Source organism: Burkholderia anthina (assembly GCF_001547525.1).
Lineage (GTDB): Bacteria > Pseudomonadota > Gammaproteobacteria > Burkholderiales > Burkholderiaceae > Burkholderia > Burkholderia semiarida.
The window spans coordinates 1,480,200-1,499,451 of the sequence record NZ_CM003768.1 but is presented as its reverse complement, the minus strand read 5'-3'; the positions used below and the strand labels follow the sequence as shown (position 1 = coordinate 1,499,451).

The 19,252-nt window shown below is 68.9% G+C and carries 14 protein-coding genes; 1 reads left to right on the top strand and 13 read right to left on the bottom strand.

Annotated elements, in window-relative coordinates; translation table 11 throughout:
- The first annotated feature begins 36 nt into the window (after positions 1 to 36).
- Positions 37 to 1,782 carry a cyclic peptide export ABC transporter gene (locus WS64_RS06950; RefSeq protein WP_059643301.1) on the top strand — a complete coding sequence of 582 codons (1,746 nt, stop codon included), beginning with the start codon at positions 37 to 39 and terminating at the stop codon, positions 1,780 to 1,782.
- 195 nt (positions 1,783 to 1,977) lie between these two features.
- Here WS64_RS06950 and WS64_RS06945 read toward each other — a convergent pair whose 3' ends face one another.
- The 13 genes from WS64_RS06945 to WS64_RS06885 form a co-directional block, all read right to left on the bottom strand.
- The gene (locus WS64_RS06945) at positions 1,978 to 3,003 is read right to left on the bottom strand and encodes an ABC transporter substrate-binding protein (protein WP_060966908.1); all 1,026 of its coding nucleotides are present in this window, start codon (positions 3,001 to 3,003) and stop codon (positions 1,978 to 1,980) included.
- Positions 3,000 to 3,806, bottom strand: a complete 807-nt coding sequence (gene fhuF, locus WS64_RS06940; RefSeq protein ID WP_060966086.1) for a siderophore-iron reductase FhuF — start codon at positions 3,804 to 3,806, stop codon at positions 3,000 to 3,002. Before fhuF ends, WS64_RS06945 begins: the two co-directional genes overlap by 4 nt.
- Positions 3,803 to 5,893, bottom strand: a complete 2,091-nt coding sequence (gene fhuB, locus WS64_RS06935; RefSeq protein WP_060966085.1) for a Fe(3+)-hydroxamate ABC transporter permease FhuB — start codon at positions 5,891 to 5,893, stop codon at positions 3,803 to 3,805. The genes fhuF and fhuB overlap by 4 nt, the downstream gene beginning before the upstream one ends.
- The gene (locus tag WS64_RS06930) at positions 5,890 to 6,738 is read right to left on the bottom strand and encodes an ABC transporter ATP-binding protein (RefSeq protein ID WP_060966084.1); all 849 of its coding nucleotides are present in this window, start codon (positions 6,736 to 6,738) and stop codon (positions 5,890 to 5,892) included. The genes fhuB and WS64_RS06930 overlap by 4 nt, the downstream gene beginning before the upstream one ends.
- Positions 6,738 to 7,745, bottom strand: coding sequence for a TauD/TfdA family dioxygenase (locus WS64_RS06925; protein WP_059643292.1), 1,008 nt, complete (start codon positions 7,743 to 7,745; stop codon positions 6,738 to 6,740). Before WS64_RS06925 ends, WS64_RS06930 begins: the two co-directional genes overlap by 1 nt.
- 45 nt (positions 7,746 to 7,790) lie before the next feature.
- Positions 7,791 to 8,033, bottom strand: a complete 243-nt coding sequence (locus WS64_RS06920; protein ID WP_006476052.1) for an MbtH family protein — start codon at positions 8,031 to 8,033, stop codon at positions 7,791 to 7,793.
- Positions 8,034 to 8,118: 85 nt separating this feature from the next.
- On the bottom strand, positions 8,119 to 8,787 hold the full coding sequence (locus WS64_RS06915; RefSeq protein ID WP_060966083.1) for an RNA polymerase factor sigma-70: 669 nt from the start codon (positions 8,785 to 8,787) through the stop codon (positions 8,119 to 8,121).
- Between the two features lie 237 nt (positions 8,788 to 9,024).
- Entirely contained in the window at positions 9,025 to 10,047 is a 1,023-nt protein-coding gene (locus WS64_RS06910; RefSeq protein WP_060966082.1) for a fimbrial protein, read from the bottom strand.
- Complete coding sequence (locus tag WS64_RS06905) at positions 10,044 to 10,790, bottom strand: fimbrial biogenesis chaperone (protein ID WP_060966907.1); 747 nt, start codon at positions 10,788 to 10,790, stop codon at positions 10,044 to 10,046. Before WS64_RS06905 ends, WS64_RS06910 begins: the two co-directional genes overlap by 4 nt.
- A gap of 16 nt (positions 10,791 to 10,806) precedes the next feature.
- Positions 10,807 to 13,260 (bottom strand): fimbria/pilus outer membrane usher protein, encoded by a 2,454-nt coding sequence (locus tag WS64_RS06900; RefSeq protein ID WP_060966081.1) that lies wholly within the window; start codon positions 13,258 to 13,260, stop codon positions 10,807 to 10,809.
- Between the two features lie 121 nt (positions 13,261 to 13,381).
- Entirely contained in the window at positions 13,382 to 13,894 is a 513-nt protein-coding gene (locus WS64_RS06895; protein ID WP_059584116.1) for a fimbrial protein, read from the bottom strand.
- Between the two features lie 754 nt (positions 13,895 to 14,648).
- A complete protein-coding gene (locus WS64_RS06890; protein ID WP_060966906.1) occupies positions 14,649 to 16,109 on the bottom strand; it encodes an efflux transporter outer membrane subunit in 1,461 nt (486 codons plus the stop codon).
- Positions 16,109 to 19,249, bottom strand: a complete 3,141-nt coding sequence (locus WS64_RS06885) for a multidrug efflux RND transporter permease subunit (RefSeq protein ID WP_060966080.1) — start codon at positions 19,247 to 19,249, stop codon at positions 16,109 to 16,111. Before WS64_RS06885 ends, WS64_RS06890 begins: the two co-directional genes overlap by 1 nt.
- Positions 19,250 to 19,252 lie beyond the last annotated feature (3 nt).

The following is a 19,252-nucleotide window of genomic DNA, read 5'->3' as shown; positions in this document are numbered from 1 at the left end:
GCGTTATTGCCTGCCCTCCCTTTACCGACGTTGCCGATGACAGCCGCCCACGAGCCTTCTTCCCCGCCGTCCCTCGACGCTTCCCCCGGCCGCCCCGCGGCGCGCCTGATCCTCGCGCTGCTGCGCGAAAGCCGCGTGTCGCTCACGCTGGCGCTCACCGCGTGCGTGCTGAACGGCGTCGCGAGCGTGCTGCTCGTCGCGACGCTGAACCGCGCGCTGTCGCAACCGGGCGCCGCCGACGCGGCGCTCGCGTGGCGTTTCGCGCTGTGCGCGGTGATCGCGCTCGTCACGCGGATCGTGTCGGGCACGCTGTTCGCCCGGCTGTCGCAGGACACGATGGCGCGGCTGCGCGTGCATCTGGCGCGGCGCGTCGGCGCGGCCGAACTGCGCGACATCGAGCGCATCGGCGCGGCGCCCGTGCAGTCGGTGCTGACCGACGACGCGACCAACGTGTCGATGCTGTTCTTCGCGCTGCCGAACCTGGTCATGCACGGCTCGATCGTGTTCGGCTGCCTCGGCTATCTGGCGTGGCTGTCCTGGCCCGTGTGCCTGCTGGCGCTGGCCGCGATCATCGCCGGCTCGCTCGGCTATCACACCGGTGACCGCCGCGCGATCGCGGCGCTCGAAGCCGCCGGCCAGGCGCAGGACCGGCTGTTCGGCTATCTCGGCTCGCTGTTCTCCGGCGCGAAGGAGCTGAAGCTGCACGACGCGCGCGCCCGCCAGTTCGTCGACGGCCAGCTCGGCGCCGCGATCGGCGAGGTGCGCGACCACCGCCGCCGCGCGTTCAGCGCGTATGCGGTCGGGGTCGGCTGGATCATCTTCCTGTTCTACGTGTTTCTCGGCGTCGCGTCGTTCTGGCCGCAGCTCGGCGTGCATGCCGACCCGGCCGCGGCCGCCGGCTACGTCGTCGTGTTCCTGTTCATGCTCGTGCCGCTCGACGGCCTGCTGAACAACTTGCCGACCGTCAACGCGGCGCGCGTGTCGCTCACGCGGATCGAAGGCGTGATGGCCGAATTCGGCGCGCTGCGCACGGTGCCGCCCGCGGCCGATGCGCCCGACGTGCCGCCAGCCGGCGCCGTCACGCTGCGCGGCGTCACGCATGCGTATTTCCACGAACGCGACGAACGGATGTTCAGCATCGGGCCGATCGACCTGACGATCAAACCGGGCGAGCTCGTGTTCATCGTCGGCGGCAACGGCAGCGGCAAGACGACGCTCGCGAAGGTGCTGACGGGGCTGTACGAGCCCGAGCAAGGCACGATCGAGGTCGACGGCCGCACGATCGGCTGGCGCGAGCGCGCGGCCTACCGGCAGCGCTTCAGCGCGGTGTTCAACGATTTCCACCTGTTCGATGCGCTACTCGGCATCGTCGACCCCGACGATCCGTCGCGCGCGCAGGCCGATGCGCGGGCGAACGCGCTCGTCGCGAAACTCGCGCTCGACCACAAGGTGAAGGTCGTCGACGGCGCGTTCTCGACGCGCGCGCTGTCGACCGGGCAGCGCAAGCGGCTCGCGCTCGTCGTCGCGTATCTGGAGGATCGTCCGTTCTACCTGTTCGACGAATGGGCGGCCGATCAGGATCCGTCGTTCAAGGCCGTGTTCTACGAGCAACTGCTGCCGGAGCTGCGCGCGCGCGGCAAGGCCGTGATCGTGATCACGCACGACGACCGCTACTTCGATCTCGCCGACCGCCTGCTGAAGCTCGACAACGGGCGCATCGTCAGCGACACGCAGCCGGCGCGCCTGCGTGCGCAGGATGGCGTCGATGCGCTGAGCGCGTAACCCGACACGACGGTCGACGAGAAAAATCGCCGGCACGCTGCATTCATTGGCAGTGTGTCGGCGATTGTCGTTTCAGCGGGGAACGTTGCTGACGCGCGGTGAAAAGGAAAGGTGGAAACCGCGCGTCGTGAGGTCGGTCGCAACGCCCTGCTCGTCAAACGCAGCATCGTCCGCGGCTCGAAGCGCGCCGCGCGCTCAACGCACGGCCGGCAGCTTCAGCATCGTATCGGTCATCACGTCGGCCAGCTTCAGCGCCGACATCGGGCCGCCGAACCCCCAGATATTGCGCTCGATCAGCGCGATCCGGTGCGCCTTCAGCGCGGGCACGAAACGCCACACCGGCGAGTCGAGCTTCGCCGACAGCGGCACGTCCATCCCCGACGCCGTCACGAACAGCACGGCCAGGTCGCGCTGCCGCAGCAGATCGGCCGACGTCACGTACAGCGTGCCTTCCCGCGTCGGCTTCTTCGGCCACGGATCGAGCCCGAGCGCGCGCGCGAGGCCCGCCGACGTGCTGTTGCCCGTATAGGCCCAGTAACGGTCGGGCAGGCCAAGATCCTGCAGCAGCGCGACGCGCTCGCCGTGGCGGCCCGCGGCCGCGAGCCGCGCCGCATTGCGCGCGATGCCGGCGTCGAGTTGCGCTTCGACCGCCTGCGCGCGCGCGTCGCGGCCCGTGACCGCACCGATCGTCCGGAAGATCTGGCGCATCCAGTCGAGCTGCGTGACGGGCACGCCGCCTTCGGACACGTTCGGGCTGAACTGGAACAGGATCGTCGGCGCGATCCGGTCGAGCGCATCGAAGATCGGCGCATGCCGGAAACCGACGCCGATGATCAGGTCCGGCTTGACCGCCGCGATCGCCTCGAGCCCCGGCTCCTGCCGCGAGCCGATGTCGGTCACGTGCGCGAGCTGCTCGCTGCGATAACCGAGCCAGCCCGGGTAGAACGCGGTATCGGCCATCCCGACCGGCACGAGGTCGAGCGCGATCACGCTTTCCGCGAACATGAAGTCGAGCGCGACCACGCGCTGCGGCCGCACGGGCATCTTCGCGCTGGCCTGCGACACGACGGGATTGCCGGCCAGCGACACGGCGCCCTGTGTACCACGTGCATCGCCGGCGACGGAAGCCGCGGCGGCCAATGCGGAAAACGCGCCACAGCATGCGGCGCCGAGTGCCGCCGCGAGCGTGCCGAGCGCGTGACGGCGGCCGGCGTGCGTCACCGGCACGCGTCCTGCTCGGCCAGCGCCGCGTCGTCCATCGTCAGTAGCAGGGGGCAGCTTCCACACAGTTGCGTTTCTCCAGGAATTTCGTAGCGCAGGCAGCACACGCGGCGCGCGCGAAACGGCGTCGGCAGCAGCGGCGAGCGCGGCACCGCATCGCGCACGGGCTGGCGCAACGGATTCGATTCGCCGCGCACGCAGGTCGAACCGAACAGCCAGTCCGCATCGCGGACGGGATCGGCCGCGCACGGCAGCGAACGATACGTATCGAGCAGATAGTCGAGCAGGTTGCCCGCGTTGCTCCACAGCACGCGCGGCGTGACGCGGCCCATCGCCGCGAGCCGCTCGATCACCGCGCCGAGATGCGCGATGAGCCCCGCATAGCGCGGCTCCGGTTCGTCGCACGGCGCGCCGAGCGCATCGTTCGCGAAATACAGCGCGGCCGGCATCCCGTCGTCGAGCGCGACGAACGTGCGCTCGGGCGTCATGTCGAGCGGCCGGCCGAGCGTCAGCGCGGCGACGACGCCGGCCGGCGCCGCACGGCCGAAATAGTATTTGCTCCATTGCGACATCAGCGCGCGCGCATGCTGCGCGGGATCGCCGCCGTAATGGTCGACCATCGCGGCGAGCACGGCGTCGCGATGCGCGGGCAATTCGGCGACGGGCACGACGATACGGCCCGGCGCGTGCACGTGCGCATCGTCGGGCATGCCGAGCCAGACGACGTCGAGATGTTCGGCGAACGGTTGCGGCGCGAACGCCGAAAAGCGCGTGGCGCGCGCGCCGTCGAGCGCGGGCGTCATCGCCCCGCGCGCCGGGCGCGGCGCCCCTCGAGAATCAGCAGCCCGAGCAGGTACGGCGCGCCGATCAGCGCGGTCAGCACGCCGGCCGGCACTTCGCGCGGCGCGACGACCGTGCGCGCCGCGAGATCCGCGACGCCGAGGATCAGCGCACCGCACGCCGCCGCGAGCCACAGCCGTGTGCGATGCCGGCGCGCGCCGAGCATCGTCGCGACGTGCGGCGCCATCAGCCCGATGAAGCCGACCGGCCCGACCGCCGCGACGGCCGCGCACGCCGCGAGCGTCGCGATCGTCAGCGCGAGCGGCCGCAGCGCGGCCACCGGCAGGCCGAGCGCGGCCGCCTGATCGTCACCGAGCGCGAGCATGTCGAGCGGTTTCGCGAGCCACGCGAACACCGGCACCGCGAGCACGCACCACGGCAGCAGCATCGACACCTCGCCCCAACTGCGGCCATACGTGCCGCCGACGAGCCACACGACGAAGCGCGCGGGCTGCACGCTTTCCTGCGTGATCAGCCATTGCGCGAGCGTCGTCCACAATGCGCCGATCACGATGCCCGTCAGCGCAACCGCAAGCGGCGCGTAGCGATGCCGGTGATTCAGCGCGAGCGTGATCGCGAGCGACAGCCCGCCGCCGATCAGCGCGGCGGCGGCAAGCGTCACATGGCCCATCAGCGGCCACGTCGACAGCGCGAACAGCGTGACGAGCCCCGCGCCCTGCGTGACGCCGAGCACTTCGGGGCCCGCGAGCGGATTGCGTACGACGCTCTGCATCGCGACGCCGCTGACGGCCAGCAACGCGCCGGCGAGCAGCGCGCACAGCAGGCGCGGCATGCGCAGGTCGATCAGCATGCGCGCGAGCGCATCGTGACCGGACAGCGCGGCCGACCAGCGCGCGGGCGACAGCCACTCGGGGCCGGCCGACACGCCGACGAAAACGACCAGCACGCCCGCCACGACGAACAGCACGGTGCGCAGCGGCCAGCCGAGCCGTTCGAGCCAGCCGACGAGCCGCGTCGAGCCGCCGCCCGCCGCGCGTTCGGCATCCGCGTGCAGCACGCCCGACCACGCGGCGCCGCGCCGGATCATCGCGAGCATCAGCGGCGTGCCGACCAGCGCGATCGCGACGCCGGTCGACAGCGTCGCGTCGAGGCCCGACGCGAGCACCGCGCTGTCGGTGACGAGCACGAGCGCGCCGCCGGCGAGCGCCGACAGCGGCACCAGCACGCCGAGCCGCGCCGCACGCGCGCCGCGGATCTGGCGCAGCAGGTTCGGCGCGACGAGGCCGACGTACGACAGCGGGCCCGCGATGCTGACGGCCACGCTCGTGAACGCGACCGCGACGATCGTCGCGGCGAGCCGCGTCGCATCGACGCGCACGCCGGCCGCGGCCGCCGCATCGTCGCCGAGCGTGAGCGGATTCAGCGGCCGGATCACGAACGGCAGCGCGACGAGCGGCACGACGAGCCAGCGCGCGGCGAGCGCGAGGCCCGTCGCGCCCGGCTGGTACAGGCTGCCGTTGGTCCACAGCGCGGCGCCCGCGATGTTCTGCTCGAAGAACGCGAGTACGAGCGTCGATAGCGCCGCGAACAGCAGCATGCACACGCTGCCCGCGAGCACGAGCCGCAACGGCGTCGCGCGCCAACCGCCCGCCGCGACGATCGCGCACGCGGCGGCAGCGAGCCCGCAGACGAACAGCAGCGGCACCGACGCGACACCGGCCAACGCCGGCACCAGCATCGCCGCGAGCAGGCCGAGCTGGGCGCCGCCCGTCACGCCGAGCAGGTCGGGCGACGCGAGCGGGTTGCGCGTCAGCGATTGAAACAACGCGCCGGCGATGCCGAGGCAGCCGCCCGCGACGAGCGCGGCCGCGACGCGCGGCAGATTCAGGTCGAACAGGAACACGTGCGCGAGCGCGGCGGCATCGCTGCCGGGCGCCGCGTCCCACCACACGCGCAGATCGGGGGCGATCCGTAGCGCGGCGAGCAGCGCGATCAGCACGACGAGGCCGAGCGCAATCGCGCCGGCCCGCCCTGCGGTCGCCCGCTTGCCCGTCGCCGCGAGGCGCTTGCGCATCGCGAACGTCGTCATACCGCGAGATCCCGATCGAAAACGCCGGCCGCCTGCGGCGCGCCGTCGGCCGTCGGCCCGTAGGCCGGCACGCACATCGGCGCGCCCGTCTGCGGATGCGCGAGCTTCAGCATCTCGACGCCGAACGCCGCACGCAGCCGCGCCGGATCGAGCATCGCGTCGGGCGTGCCCTGCGCGACGAGGCGACCCGCGCGCATCAGCACGATCTCGTCGCTGTACGCGGCCGCCTGGTTCAGGTCGTGCAGCACCCACACGATCGTCAGCCCGCGCGCGCGGTTCAGCGCACGCAGCGCATCGAGGATGTCGAGCTGGTGATGGATGTCGAGGTAGGTCGTCGGTTCGTCGAGCAGCACGATCGGCGCCTGCTGCGCGAGCGCCATCGCGATCCACGCGCGCTGGCGTTCGCCGCCCGACAGCGCGCCGACGTCGCGCTCCGCGTCGCCCGCGAGGCCGCTCGTGTCGAGCGCCTCGTCGATCGCCGCATGATCGGCCCGCGACAGGCCGCGCAGGAAGCCGCCGTACGCATAGCGCCCGTACGCGACGAGTTCGCGCACCGTGAGGCCCGACGGAATCTGGTTGAACTGCGCGAGCATCGTCAGCTCGCGCGCGAGCGCGCGGCGGCGAAACGACGCGAGCGGCCGGCCGTTCACTTCGACATGGCCGGCACGCGCGGGCTGCAGGCCCGCCAGCGTGCGCAGCAGCGTGCTCTTGCCGCAGCCGTTCGGTCCGCACAGCGCGGTTACGCGGCCGGCCGCGATCGACAGGTCCAGCCCGTCGATCACGACATGGTCGCGATATCCCACCGACAGCCCGCGCGCGGCAAGCGCGGCGGTACTACGCGTCATCAATCCTCCGTTCGGTCGCGCGGGACCGTATAACTCTGCGCCATCGCGACGACGACCTTGCGCGGCCCCTCGAACGGGTCGCGCGCATGCGCGGTCAGCATGTTGTCGAGCATCAGCACGTCGCCGGTGCGCCACGGGAACACGATGCGCTGCTGGTCGAGCACGCCGCGGATCTGCGCGAGCGCGTCGGCCTCGAGCGGTTCGCCGTCGCCGTAATACACGTTGCGCGGCACGTTCTCCAGCCCGACCGCGTCGACGAGCGCTTCCTGCATGTCGTCGTCGAGCGCCGACAGGTGAAACAGGTTCGCCTGGTTGAACCATACGCGATCGCCCGTGCGCGGATGACGCGCGACGGCCTGGCAGCGTTCGCGCGTGCGCAGCAGCAGTTCGCCGTCGTCGTCGGTGCGCCATGCGCATTCGATCCCGCGCGCCGCGCACATCCGCTCGACCTCGGCCGGCTCGTCGGTGCCGAACGACTGCTGCCACGGCAGGTCGAGCCCCTGCCCGAAATTGCGCACGTACAGCAGCTCGCGCTTCTCGAAGCGCGCGACGAGCGCGGGATCGAGCGCGCGATACACGGCGCGGCTGTCCGCGATCGGCGTCGCCCCGCCCTTCGGCGCGGCGAGCGCGCAGTGGAACCAGATGCGCAGCGGCCATTCGCGCGTGTACGACTGCTCGTTGTGCAGCGGAATCGCGCGGTGCGGCGGGTATTCGGTCGACGTGTAGACCGCGCCCTCGACCTGGCTGCGCGGCGTCGACGCGTATTCATAACCGATCAGCGGATCGCCGAACGAGGCCGCGAATTGCTGGAATGCGTCGATCGACGGCACGCGAAAGCCCGTGAACAGCACGCCGCCCGCCCTCTCGAGCGTGTCGGCCGCGATCTCGCGCGCGAGCGGCGCGACCTCGTCGATCGACATCCCGTCGTTGCCGCGCGGCGACACGACGGTGGGCAGTCCCGGCTCGATACGCAGGTCGTCGAGCGTCGGCAACGAAAGCAGGGTCATGCAACGTCCTCTTCAGGTGGCGCGCCGCGCATGCGGCGCAACGGGTCACGACGCGCGCGTCGCGCGCTCGCCGTCCATCGCGCGGCGCAGGCTCGCGGGGCGCATGTCGGTCCAGACGGTCTCGATGTGCGCGAGGCAGTCAGCCTTCGGGCCGCTCACGCCCACTTCGCGCCAGCCGGCCGGCACGGGCCGGAACGTCGGCCAGATCGAATACTGTTCTTCGTCGTTGATGACGACCGTATAGACGAGATCGTCGGTGTCGGCGGAAGGCGTCGGGGCTTGCGTCATGATCGGAAATCGCTGGGCGGTTGAAGGAGGCGGAGCGGCGAATTCGGCCGCTCCTGTCTGATAGACGGTTGGCCGGCGCGTTTTTTTACCGCCGCCGCGCGCGGCCGCCCAGGAACACCGGGCAGGCGACGCCGCGATGGCACGCGTCGAGGCATTCCGCGCAGTGGCGCTCCGCGTCGCGCACCATGAAATGCACGAGCGTCTGCGACACGTTCAGCGCGCGCGCCGCGGTCTGCAGCGTTTCCTCGCGCAGCCGCACCATCTCGAATGCGGCCCGGCTGCGCGCCGGCAGGTCGTCGAGCGCGGCCCACACGCGCCGCAGCGTGTCGCGCGTCATCAGCGCGGCTTCCGGCGTCGGCTCGGGCGACGGCACGTCGAAGCCGTCGTCCTCTTCCGTGTGATAGATGTTTTCGAGGCTTTGCCGACGGCACGCGTCGATCGACGCATTGCGCACCATTCGCGTCACGTACGCGACCGGTTGGCGCACCGCCTCCTGGTTCGGGAATTCGACGAGCTTCACGAACACGTCGTGCACGACGTCCTCCGCGCGGCTCGCGCAGCCGACGAAGCCGCGCGCGACGTTGACGAGCATCGCGCGATGCGAGATCAGCACGTCGAGCAGCGCGCCCTGCGCACGGGGCTCGGCCGCCCGGCGCGCACGAGGCGCGGCGCGCGGCGGCAGGTCCGGATAACTGCCGAGGAACGGGTTCGCCGCTGCCGCCGCCGGTCGGTCGAGCACTTCCGCCATCGCCATCGATCTGCTCCGTCAAATTCCGAGATAGCGCAATTTAACGTAAACGCAAATCATTCTCAATCCGATTACACGATGACCCTTCCGGTTGTCGGGATTTGTCTGAACAATCGACGGAATCCATGTTTTGACGGATGGGACGCATCCGGCCCCCACCATCTGGCGGCGAGTTTGAAAAAACGCGACACGCCGGCGTTTCCCTTGCTCCGCGTGCAGCCGCTTCGGCCGCGCCCGCCGCCGTCAGTAGATAAACAACCGAATCGTCGCCGTCGCGTCGAATCGTCCGATCTTCGGCGGACCGAACGACTTCAGCACCGCGTCCATCAACACGCTCTGATTCATCACGTTGGACGCGAACTGAGCCAGCGTGAACTGCTGGTTGAACGGAATGGCCCTGCCCTGGCTGTCCTCGATGCCGATCCCGAAATTGCTGTCCTTCGCCGGCACCAGCAAACCGTTCTGGACCGGAAAACTCGTTTCGAAATATCCGTCCACCCGCACCGCGACGTTGCACTTCTTGGTCAACGACAACGAGAACCGCTTGCGCGGCACCGCCGGCAGGAAGCCGTTACCGGCCGCCTGCACCTGTCCGAAATTGACGATGCCCGGTTCGGGCGTCACCAGCACGTCGACGAAGCACGGCGTCGGCTTGAGGTTGCGCAGGCCGCTCAGGCGGTACTGGAAACTCGTGCCGAACGCATTCAGTCCGAATTCGCCGTCGAACTGGAATACCGTGTAGATGTCGCTCGGCGGCTGGACCCAGTTGCCCTTCTTGCGCACGACGACCTGGTAGTCGATGCTGATGTTCGTCCGCTGGCAACGCCCCCGATCGAAGTCGTACCGGCTGCACGGCGGCACCGCATACCCGGTAAACACCCCGCCGCCGCGATTGCTGGTCTTGTCGAAATAATCGACGCCCTTGTAACGGATGCCGATCTCGAGCCCCCATGCTGCAGGGTCCGTGCGATTCGGATTCGCGTAGAAGTAAATGTTGTCGACGACCTTCAGGCTGCCGGCGTCACCCAGATCCTTGTAGCAATACCCCGACGTCGTGCGCACCGGCGACACCCAGATCACGTAGCCGTCCGGCGCATCGGTCGGGTACGACGCCACGCCGCCGATCGGCTCGGTCAACGACGTCGCGCCGCTGTTGGTCAGGCAGCGCAGCGCCCACGCCGGCTGCACCGCCGCGACCAGCAGCGCGAGGACGACCCAGCGCAACCATGCCGCCGGCGACACCTGTTGACGCATGCCCGCGCTCATCGCTTCACGCTCTTGCACACACCCGCGTCGCACGCATATTCGACCGCCACCTGGCCGCCGTAATCGTCGATATGCGTGACGAACAGCGTCGACGGCGTCGCCGCCTTGAACGGCACGTCGGCCGTGCTCATCGGGCTCACCATCACCGGCTCGATCGGCACCGGCGTCTTCTGCGCGCCCGCGCTCACGTCGACGACCGTCACGTGGTACGGCGTCGGGTTGTCGAACACCAGCCTGTGCGCGGCCGCGTCGACGCGCAGCGTCATCGGCAGCGTCCAGTCCTCGTCGCGGGCGGGCTGCACGGCCTTCGGCCGGTAGAACAGCTTCATCTGCGTATGCAGCGCGATCTGCAGCGTGTTCGGCGTGTCGGTCTTCGGCGGCACTTCGCGGATGTTCAGATAGAACACCGTTTCGCGATCGGCCGGTAGCTCGGCGCCCGGCAGCTTCGCGATCCGCAGCACGTTGCGCTCGTTCGCCTCGACGCGCTGCAGCGGCGGCACGACCATCAGCGGCGACGTGACCCTGTTGCCCTTCGCGTCCTCCAGCCACGACTGCACGAGATACGGATACGTCGTGCTCTTGTTGGTGATCGTCACGATCGCGGCCTGTTCGCCTTCGTTGAAGATCACGCGCGTGCGATCGGGCACGATCGCCGCATGGGCGGCGCCCGCGAGCAGCGCGCCGGCGGCCGCGAGCGCGCACAGCGCGCGCCGCGGGAAAGAAAGGGCAAAGGAATTGTTCATCGCTGGATCCGTGAAATCATCGTTCGACGCGCGCGGCCGCCGCATGCGACTCGCCGGGCGTCCGGCACGTCACCGGAATCGGCGTGCCTTCGAGTTGGAGCTGGCTCGGCAGTGCGTCGATCGTGCAGAGCGTCCGTTCGCCCGCTCGCACCGCCAGCATGGATTTCGGCTGAACCTGGGTCAGGAACGCCGCACCGCCCTCGCCGACGATGCCGAGTTCCTTGCCGTTCGCCGCGTCCTGCACCGACGCGCCGAACGGCAGCGGCTTGCCGGCCGCGTCGGTCAGCGTCAGGTACAGATTGCTGCCGCGCGCGGCGGAGAATTCGACGAAGCCGATCGCGCCGTCGGTCAGCACCATGCGCTGGATCGGGTTCGTCACCTGCACTTCGAGCGGCAGCTTCTCGACGTTGACGGTCGCGTCGTACACGTTGTACGGCGAGATACCGTCGAGCACCGCGTAGCCGCGCGAATCGGTATGCGCAAGCGTGCCTGACAGCGGCACGTCGGGCACGCCGTCGGTCGACACCAGCAGCCGCGTGTCGCCCGCATTGCCGTTCGCGTGCGCCGACACGCCGTACTGCGTCGCGACGAACGAGCCGTCGACCTCGAGCGACGCGGCCGCATACGCATTGGCGAGCGTCGATGCCTGCGCGGTGAGCTGGTACGCCGACGTGCGCTGGCGGAAGCTCGCGTTCGCCGATGCACGCCCGTCGGTCTCGCCCGCATTGACCTGATACGTGCGGCCGGCCGGATCGTCGTAGATGTAGCCGGCGTTCACGCTGGTGCTGCCGCTGCCCGTCGTCAGGTTCGACGTGACGGTGTGGCGGCCGCCGATCGGCAGCGTCGCGGTGACCGAGAACTGGTTGCCGCTCGCGCCCGCGCTCTGCGTGCGAAATGCCGACACGCTGACGTTCAGGTTGCGCAGCGTGCCGATCGAGAACGCACGCGTGAGCGTCAGGCCGACCCGCTGCTCGGACGCACGCGCCCAGTAGGTCGTCTGGTCGTACGAGAAATAGGTCGACGTGTCGCCGAAGCGCTTCGACAGCGTCGCCGAATAGCGCTGCTTGCTGTTGGCGAGGCCGTACGCGGTCGGATCGCCCGAGAATTGCGCGAAGTTCGTGTACTCGCGCTCGGAGAAGCGGTAGCCGAAGAAGCGCACGTCGGCATCGAGCCCGTCGAAGTGCTTCGAATAGTTGATGCGATACGAGTTGCCGTTGCGTGTCGCGCCGTTCCACCACAGGCGCGCCCGAGCATGCGTGACGTCGGCCGACACCGCGCCGAACGCGCCGAAATCGCGGCCGACGCCGAGCGCGACCGACGTGTAGCCCGACGCGGCGATGAAGCCGCCATAGGCGGTGATGTCGAACGGCAGCCCGTACGCGATCTCGCCGAAGCCGAAGAACGGCGCGATGCCGGCGCCGCCGAACAGGCGCGGCTTGCCGACCGCGGCCTTGTAGCGCAACTGCCCGGTGCGCGCGAGGAACGGCACGGCGGCCGTCGTCACCTGGAAGCGCTGCACGCTGCCGTCCTCTTCCTCGACCGCCACGTCGAGCGTGCCCTGCACGCTCGTGTTGATGTTCTGCAGCGCGAACGCGCCCGGCGACACGCGCGTCACGTACAGCACGCGGCCGGCCTGCGACACCGTCACGGTCGCGTTGGTGCGCGCGACACCCGAGATCAGCGGCGCATAGCCGCGCAGCGACGGCGGCAGCATGCGGTCGTCGCTGCGGATCGACGCACCCGTCAGCGCGAACGTGTCGAAAATGTCGGAGCTCAGGTAGTCGTCGCCGAACGTCACCGTCGATTCGATCGACGGCAGCGCGCGAAAGGCATACAGCCGGCTGAAGCGGAACGTGCGGTCCGCGTACGCGGTGTTCCCCACGTTCGATTGCGCCTGGTAGTCGCCGCGAAAGCGCCACGCATTCCAGTTCGCGCCGACCGTCCCGTAGGCCTGGATCGAATTCGTCTGCCCGCCGCCCGAGCCGAAGTTGCGGTTCGTGTTCGCGATCACGCGATAGTCGAGCATCGCACCCGGAATGCCTTCGGACCAGCGCGCCGGCGGCAGGTAGGTCGAATCGGTGAACTCGAGCGCGGCCTGCGGAATCGTGATCTTGAGCCGCCCGTCGCTTTTCAGGTAACGCACGGTCGCGCCCTCGATCGCGCCGAGGTCGACGCAACGCCCGCCTTGGAAGCGCGGCAGATCCTTCACGAGCGACGGCTTCAGCCCGAACTGCGCGACGAGCTCCGGCCGCAGGCACGGCTTGCCCGCGCCCGATGCGTCGAGCGCGATGAACTCGATCGATTGCAGCCCGTAGAACAGGTCGTTGACCTGCACGTCGAGCATGTATTCGCCCGGCAACGTGAAGTCGGGCTGCGAGAACTGCGACAGGTCGACGTTGTTCGTACCGCCGATGTCGAGGAACGACGAATTGAATTCCGTCGCCTGGCTCTGGCTGCCGACGACCAGCACGGAGACGCAAAGGAAGGAATGTCTGATTCGCACGCGGCGCTACCGGGAGTCCAGGGAGAAGGAAAACGGGGGGAAGATGACGGAGGAAGGGATGCACGCCTCCCTCCTCCGGTACGGACGCTTACTGGTAGCGGACCGTGAAGTTCGCGACGCCGTCCGCGGTACCCGGCGTCACGCCGGCTGCCGTCGCTTCGTACATCGCCGCGAAGCGCGCGATGTTCGTGCCGTTCTGCAGCACCGTCGGCGCCTTCTGCTCGGCGCCGTTGTCGAGGTACTCGCCCGACGCGGCCTGCAGGCGGATGCCGACGTTGGTTGCCGAACCGATCGTGGCGAGCAGCTTCGGCTGGCCGGCGCTCGACGTACCCGTGAACGTGAAGTACGCGTTCTTCGCGACGCTGGTGTCGCAATCGGTCAGCTTGATGTCGAAGTTGGTCGGCGTGGACTTGTCGCCGGCCTGCTTGAACACGTTGGTCGGCACCTTGCCGAGGTTCACGGTCTGGTTGACCGAGCCCGAGTCGATGCCGCATGCGCCCGCGACGATCTCGCCGGTGAAGTTGATCGTGCCGGTGCCCGCCGCGAAGGCCGAGGTGGACAGGGCCGCGAGTGCGACAGCGGTCAGGATGGTTTTTTTCATGAAGTTTCCCGTAAGGAGTGCAAATGGAATGAATGACGTGGCGGACGCAAACGGCAGCGTGTGGTGGCTCCCGTCCGTCACGAGGCGGCATTATCGAGATAACCGCGAAAGATTTCTGTAAATCATTGTCAAATACATCTGACAATGTTCGATTTACCCCTCTAAAACTTCATTCCTTCCTTTCCATTTTCAATTCCCGCCTTTTCATCCGCAGTCCTTTTTTATTTTTCGGAAATTGTTGAAGATTAAGGAAATTTCTTGCCGACAATCTCTGGCGCGCTGCTCATCCTTGCCTGCATTGGGTTGCACGGGAGCACCATTCAAAAGACAAAACATTGTCCAAAGCCGCCACCGTTGTCATATCGCAACGCGAATATCACGCCATTTTCAACTGACAGGAAATTAACGACGGCATTCCATCGACATGGATTTATCGCGCAAACGATTGCGAAAAGCATACAAACGTTTTACCGCGACACTTTGTCGCCGCCATTAATTCCAATGCATTGATTAATTCGATCGTCAATTGCCGATCGTGAAACCGCATGCAGGCGCGGCCGCTGGAACGCGGCTGGCATGCCGGATTGGGCGAAATGAAAAAGCGCGGAGACGGTCCGCCGAACGGCGAAAGGAGGCGCCGATCGCGATCGGCGGCACGGCGGGCGGTACGCCCTGTCGAAGCGGCGGCCGAACGTCGAAGCGCGTGGCCGCCGTGAAGTCGCCCGACACGCGGCGTCGGGCGACGAATCGCACGTCACGCGGAAGCCGCGGCCTCCGCCGTTGCCGGCGCCCAGCCGCCGCCGAGCGCACGGTACAGCGCGATCGCGTTCGCGAGCTTGAGCTGCCTGAGCCGGATCAGTTCCTGCCCCGACTCGTACGTGCTGCGCTGGGCGTCGAGCAGTTCGAGATAAGTCGCGACGCCGCCCGCGTAGCGACGCTCCGCCAGCTTCAGCCGCGCGCCGTCCGCCTCATATACATCCTGCTGCGCGGCGAGCTGCCGGTCGATCCAGTCGCGCGCGGCGAACGCATCGGCCACTTCGCGAAACGCGGTCTGCACCGCCTTCTCGTATTCGGCAACGGCGATGTCCTTGCGTGCGTTGGCGACGTCGAGGTTCGCGCGATTGCGGCCGCCCGCGAAAATCGGCAGCGTGATGCGCGGCGCGAACGTCCACACGCTCGTGCCAGCCGCGAACAGGCTCGAGAACGCGTCGCTCACCGAGCCGTAGTCCGTCGTCAGCGCGATGCGCGGGAAGAACGCCGCGCGCGCCGCGCCAATGTTCGCGTTCGCGGCCTTCAGCCGTGCCTCGGCCTGCCGGATGTCCGGCCGCCGTTCGAGCAATGCGCTCGGCGCACCGGGCGCCACGGGCGCGATCGACAGCGCGTCGAGCGCGCTCGGGCCGTCGGGCACGTGGCGCGCGAAGTCGCCCGCCAGCAATTGCAGCGCCCGTACGGCCTGCGCATGCTCGCGCTGCAGCGCGGCCTGCGACGCGCGCGCGGACGCCACCAGCATCTCGGCCGAGCGCAGCTCGATCGCGTCGCTCGTGCCGGCCGCATAGCGGCGTTGCGTGAGCGCGGCCATCCGCTCGCGCGCATCGAGCGTGCGCTGAGCGAGCGCCAGTTGCTCGTGCAACGATCGTTCCGAAACGTACGCGCCCGCCACTTCGGCGATCACGCCGATGCGGACCGTGCGCTGCGCGTCGGCCGTCGCGAAATATTCGGCGAGCGCCGCGTCGGACAGGTTGCGCACGCGGCCGAACAGGTCGAGCTCGTATGCGCTGACGCCGACGCCCGCGCGGTACAGCCCGCTGATCGCGCTTTCGCGCACGACCGGATCGTACTGGCGCGCGCGTTCATAGCCGAGATTCGCATCGACCGACGGCATCAGGTCCGCACGCTGCACGCCGTACAGCGCGCGCGCTTCCTCGAGCCGGCCGGCCGCGATCCGCAGGTCGCGATTGTTCGCGAGCGCCGCGTCGATCCACGCCTGCAGCGCCGGATCGGTGAAATACGCATGCCAGTCGTCGAGCAGCGCCGCATCCTGCGCCGCGGCCAACGCGCCGGCCGGTGTCGTACCGCCGTCGACCGGCGCATAGGTCGCCGGCACCGGCGCCGCCGGGCGCTCGTAACGCGGCGCGAGCGAGCACCCGGCGAGCGCGAGCGCGGCGGCCAGCGCCGCCGGAAGCCGCCGCGCGACGCGTGCATTCAGCGCGAACATCATGGTTGCGAACCCTCCATCGTCGTCGGCTGCGCGCCGCCGCGCCGGCGCGGGCCGACGTCGAACAGGCGGCCGACGATCACGAAAAACAGCGGGACGAGAAACACCGCGAGCACGGTCGCCGTGATCACGCCGCCGAGCACGCCGGTGCCGATCGCCGTCTGCGCGCCGGACGCGGCGCCCGATGCGAACGCGAGCGGCAGCACGCCGACGCCGAACGCGAGCGACGTCATCACGATCGGCCGCAGCCGCAGGCGCGCGGCCTCGAGCGCCGCGTCGACGAGCGACATGCGCTGCGCGACGAGATCCTTCGCGACTTCGACGATCAGGATCGCGTTCTTCGCGGACAGCCCGATCGTCGCGATCAACCCCACCTTGAAATAGATGTCGTTCGGCATCGCGCGCAGCGTGACGCCGAGCACCGCGCCGATCACGCCGAGCGGCACGACCAGCATCACCGCGAACGGAATCGACCAGCTCTCGTAGAGCGCCGCGAGCGCGAGGAACACGACCAGCACCGACAGCGCGAACAGCATCGGCGCCTGCGCGCCCGACAGCCGCTCCTCGAACGACTGACCCGACCACGCATAGCCGATGCCGGCCGGCAGTTTCGCGGCGATCCGCTCGATCGCGCTCATCGCCTCGCCGCTGCTGTGGCCGGCCGCGGCCGAGCCGTTGATCGTGAACGACGGGTAACCGTTGTAGCGCGTGAGCTGCGGCGGCCCGAGCGTCCAGTGCAGCGTCGTGAACGCCGCGAGCGGCACCATCTCGCCGCGCGCATTGCGCACGCGCAGCTTCTTCACGTCGTCAGGATCGAGCCGGTGCCGCCCGTCGGCCTGCACCATCACGCGCCGCACCTGCGTGCCGTGCATGAAGTCGCCGATATAGTCGGAGCCGAACATCACCGCGAGCGTCGTGTTGATCTCGTCCATCGACACGCCGAGCGCGGACGCCTTCGCGCGATCGATGTCGAGCTTCAGTTGCGGCGCGTCCTGCGTGCCCGCGAACATCAGATCGGTGAGCGCACGATCCTTGCCGCCCGCCGCGAGCAGTTGCTCGCGCGCGGCGCTGAACGTCGCGTAGTCGAGCCCGCCGCGGTTCTGCAGCCGGAAGTCGAAGCCGCTCGACGAACCGAGATCGGGCAGCGCCGGCGAGTTCATCGCGAACACCGTCGTGTTCGGCGTGCCCGCGAAGCGTTCGTTGATGCGCGCGACGATCGCTTGCACGTGATCGCGCGCGGCCTTGCGCGCCTTCCAGTTCTTCAGCGTGACGAAGATCATCCCGCCGTTCGGCCCTTCGCCGTACAGGTTGAAGCCGCCGAGCGCATAGGTATAGGCGGCCGGCTCGTCGCGGCGGATGGCCGACTCCACTTCGCGCACGCTCTGCATCGTTTCCGCGAGCGGCGTGCCTTGCGGGCGGATCACCATCACCATGAAGTTGCCCTGATCCTCGTCCGGCAGGAACGCGGTCGGCAGTTGCGTGAGCATCAGCGCGGCGGCCGCGGTCAGCGCGCCGTACACGACGAGCCAGCGTACCGGCTTCTTCAGCATCGCGCCGACCCGCGTCGCGTAGCGCTGCGTCGCCCGCGCGACGAAGCGGTTGAACCCGCCGAAGAAGCCGCGCTTCTCGTGATGGTCGCCGGACACCGGCTTGAGCAGCGTCGCGCACAGCGCGGGCGTCAGCGACAGCGCGAGGAAGGCCGAGAAGCCGATCGACACCGCGAGCGACAGCGCGAACTGCCGATAGATGTTGCCCACCGCGCCGCCGAAGAACGCCATCGGCACGAACACCGACGTGAGCACCACGGTGATCCCGACGATCGCGCCGCTGATTTGCCGCATCGCCTTGACGGTCGCGTCGTACGGCCCGAGCCCTTCCTCGACCATCAGCCGCTCGACGTTCTCGACGACGACGATCGCGTCGTCGACGAGGATGCCGATCGCGAGCACCATCCCGAACATCGTCAGCACGTTGATCGAGAAGCCGGCCGCGTACATCACGCCGAACGTGCCCGCGAGCGCGACCGGCACGACGAGCGTCGGAATCAGCGTCGCGCGCAGGTTCTGCATGAACAGGAACATCACCAGGAACACCAGCACGCCGGCCTCGATCAGCGTCGTGACGACCTTGTTCATCGACACGCGCACGAACGACGACGTCTCGTACGGGATCTGGTATTTCACGCCCGGCGGAAAGTACTTCGACAGCTCGTCCATCGTCGCGCGCACGCGCTTCTCGGTGGACACCGCGTTCGAGCCCGGCGCGAGCTTGATGCCCATCCCGGTCGCGACCTTGCCGTTCACGTACGACGGATAGTTGTAGTCGTTGCCGCCGAATTCGATGCGCGCGACGTCGCGCAGGAACAGCGCGGAGCCGTCCGGCCGCGCGCGCAGCGCGATCGCGCCGAAATCGGCCGGCGTCTTCAGCGGCGCGTCCGCGAACACGGTCGCCGCGATCGGCGCGCTGTCCGGCACCGCGCTGCGGCCGATGTCGCCGATCGTCACGCGCGCGTTGTGCGCGCGCACGGCCGACGCGATGTCCGACGCGGTGAGGCCGTGCCCGGCCAGCTTCACCGGGTCGGGCCAGATCCGCATCGCGTATTCGGCGCCCCAGAACTGCACCTTGCCGACACCCTCGACGCGGCGCAGCGCCTGCACGACGTTCGCCGACGCATACTCGCCGAGTTGCACGTCGGTCATCCGGCCGTCGTCGGACGTCAGCGACACGACGAGCTGGATGTTGTCGGCGGCCTTCTCGACCTGGATGCCGTCGCGGCGCACGGGCTCGGGCAGGCGCGCATCGACCGTCTTCAGCCGGTTCTGCACTTCCACGGCCGCGAGATCGGCGTTCACGCCCTGCTTGAACGTCAGGTACAGCGACGCCGCCCCGGCGCTGCTCGTCGCGGACGTATACAGCAATCCCGGCGCGCCGTTCATTTCGCGCTCGATCAGCGCGGTCACCGATTCCTCGACGACTTGCGCTGACGCGCCCGGGTACGCCGCATAGATGCTGACGACGGGCGGCGCGATGTCCGGGTACTGCGCCACGGGCAGCGCGCGGATCGCGAACAGGCCGCCCAGCATGATGAAGATGGCGATCACCCACGCGAAGACGGGGCGATCGATGAAGAAACGTGCCATGTT